Raw genomic sequence first — 2,764 nt, 5'->3', positions numbered from 1 at the left:
TGTATAGCCACGTGAGACATCGCTCTTTGGATGAAACTTATATAAATCAACTACTTAACCTATTTTCTACTGCTTTCTCTTCTAATTCTATAAAGGGCGACGCCCTTGCCGCGCTTCGCTTGGCATACCCAGTCGCTTCGCTCCGAAAATGCCTGCCCTCCGGGCAGCGACTTTTTAAGGCTTGCAGCGGGCCTTCGGCCCTCGCCCAATTGGGCTTTGCCCCCTTGGAACCCCCACTCTTGCCGCCGAGGGCTCGGGGGGCAGGGGGAAGAGCGCCCCCTGCCCCCACTCACGGAGGCTGGGGTCACTCCGTGGGCGTCAAGGGGCCGAGTCCTCGCCGCTTCGCGTCTGCGGGCCGCACCAACCCCTTGACCCCCACTCCATTCGAAGTGGAAGGGGGTCAAGGTTCGCGCAGCGACCGCGAAGCGGCCCCGACCTTGACGCCCTGGAACGACCCCAACGCTCAGGGCTGGTGGTCAGGGGCGCTCTTCCCCTGACCGCCTGCCACGTGGCGAACGGACAAGCCCCCTTGGGGGGGCGCGTCAGTGGGGGGGAGCAAGGCGAAGCCGCGCAGGCCTTTGGTACTTTTGGCCTTTTGGCCCATGTGAAAATTTCATTGACGCAGGGGCTTTTCGAACGATCTTTGCGAAGCAAAGTCTAGTGAGTACACTTGTAATCAAGTGGCCCAGCGGAGCTAGGCGAATTTCGAGCGGATCGGGGATGACATGGCATACGCAATCATGCGAGCAAAGAAGCTCGCCAATATGGGCGCAGTGGCGGCTTCGATGCAGCATTGCTACCGGGAACGTGAGACGCAAAATGCTGACCAGAAGCGCACGCCCGACAACCAGCACCTGGTCGCGAAAAACACGGACGAGGCGATGGGCAAATTGCGGGATTTGCTGCCGGAGAAACGGCGCAAAGACGCGGTATTGGCCGTCGAATACGTGATATCGGCTAGCCCTGAATGGTTCGCCAAATCGACACCAGAACAGGAAAAGGCGTTCTTCCAGCAGTCCTTGCAGTGGTTAGCGGACAAATACGGTGCCGATCGCATCGTCACAGCCAGCATTCACCGGGACGAAACAACTCCTCATCTGTCCGCTTTCGTCGTGCCGCTGACTCAAGACAAACGCCTGAGCGCCAAGGAGTTCATCGGCAGTCGCGACAAAATGCGCGCGGACCAAACCTCCTACGCAGCCTGTGTGGCCAATCTTGGTTTGGAGCGCGGGATCGAAGGCAGCATGGCCAACCATCAGCGAATTCAGCAGCACTACGCGGCGGTCCAACAGGGAATGGAGTCTTCCGTAACGCTTCGGCCCTCATCCGTAGAACCGCGGGTGCTGGAGAAGGCGACTTTGCTGGAGCGAGTCAGAGGCCGTGGGGATCTGGTCGAAGATGCAGAAATGATCGCCAAGCGTGTGACGAAGGATTTGAACAAAGGGTTTGCGGGGACCGTTGCTAAGGCCTCTGAGAGCGTTGAGAGCGAACGCAAGGCGAGAGAGGCACGGAACACGGCAAAAGGCCTCAGAAAGCGCCTGGAGACGTTTGAGGGGTCTTTCAGGGGGCTTACGAAGGATCAGATCGCCAGCGTGCTCAAGATGGCCTCCGAACTCCAGCAGGAGAACGCAAAGGCCAAGGAGCAGAGCAAGACGGTCACCAAAGGGAAGGGCTTGACCCTCTAGATCCTGCTTTCATGAGTTTCCCCCAACGAACTAACGGCTTGTCATGCAGGTCACGGCCTACAAGAATGCCGTATTGGGTACGTGGCTTTATTTCATCGATGAACTGCCTGAAATCAGGGCTGAGCAGTGATCCAGCCTCAAAGCAGTATTGGCCTGCTGCAACAGCACAAGCGATGCCCAATATGTCATCAAAACTGCTCAGGTCCTTGGCTTTGAAGGCGATCAGCGTTTTTCCGTTTTGTGGTCGTATATCCACGATCATCAGTTGAAATCCAAGTCAGTTTGGTCAGGTGGGGGCAGATCATCGGCGCCTAGAATCGGGCGTTCATCCCCATAGATCACTGGAACGGCTTTGAGCTTTTTCACTTGATCCCAGCCTTCTTCCTGCTCGCATTCATGGGCTACAACCGTTGCCGAGAAAACTGCCTTGCGCTGTCCAGCGGTGCCTGCGAACGCTATCTGCTCGTTGACCACATAGGTCGAGACGTTGCCGGTCTTGATCGTTTGAACAAACTGGTGATCCGCAAGGTACTTCACACCGCGTGAAATGGTCGCTCTAGACCTGTTCAGGATTTTGCAGAGGGTTACTTGAGATATCGTCACTGCGTTGGTGCCAATCTGCATGTTCTCCCTGATAACGCTGAACACCAAGGCTGCCGCTGGGTTGTCTCGCTGCATCGCTCTTAAGTTCTTTTCGGCGGCTCTACTCATCATGTAGTAACCCCCCGCCACCCGGTTTTTGGTTACTGCTGAAAGCCGCCGTTCCTGCTCTAGCGTGTCGACTGTGTGGCTCAGCAAGGCCCTCACTTGGGTGAGCTGTTCCTCCAGCTTTTGAACCTTTTTTTCGTCCTGAGACATGTATCACCCCGTGAAACATTAGTGTGCATTTTTTGAAGCATCATGCCTCATGCTAGCAAGATGCATGATGCCTCACAAATGCTTTATGACGTATAGCGATGTCTCACCGGGTGATACATAGATGTATAGCCACGTGAGACATCGCTCTTTGGATGAAACTTATATAAATCAACTACTTAACCTATTTTCTACTGCTTTCTCTTCTAATTCTATAAAGGGCG

The 2,764-nt window shown here is 55.3% G+C and carries 3 protein-coding genes; 1 reads left to right on the top strand and 2 read right to left on the bottom strand.

What is annotated here, in order from left to right; all coding sequences use genetic code 11:
* Nucleotides 1-725 precede the first annotated feature (725 nt).
* Nucleotides 726-1,685, top strand: coding sequence for a MobV family relaxase (gene mobV / locus ACZRMH_RS25690; protein ID WP_153387375.1), 960 nt, complete (start codon nucleotides 726-728; stop codon nucleotides 1,683-1,685).
* Here mobV and ACZRMH_RS25685 read toward each other — a convergent pair.
* Complete coding sequence (locus tag ACZRMH_RS25685) at nucleotides 1,657-1,947, bottom strand: hypothetical protein (protein ID WP_048403116.1); 291 nt, start codon at nucleotides 1,945-1,947, stop codon at nucleotides 1,657-1,659. The two genes, mobV and ACZRMH_RS25685, sit on opposite strands and share 29 nt — an antisense overlap.
* Nucleotides 1,947-2,543, bottom strand: coding sequence for a hypothetical protein (locus ACZRMH_RS25680; RefSeq protein ID WP_053221401.1), 597 nt, complete (start codon nucleotides 2,541-2,543; stop codon nucleotides 1,947-1,949). The genes ACZRMH_RS25685 and ACZRMH_RS25680 overlap by 1 nt, the downstream gene beginning before the upstream one ends.
* Nucleotides 2,544-2,764 lie beyond the last annotated feature (221 nt).

The organism is Pseudomonas sp. B414 (assembly GCF_055408445.1).
Note: the sequence above shows the minus strand (reverse complement) of the source record. Positions and strands in the feature narration are given on the sequence as shown.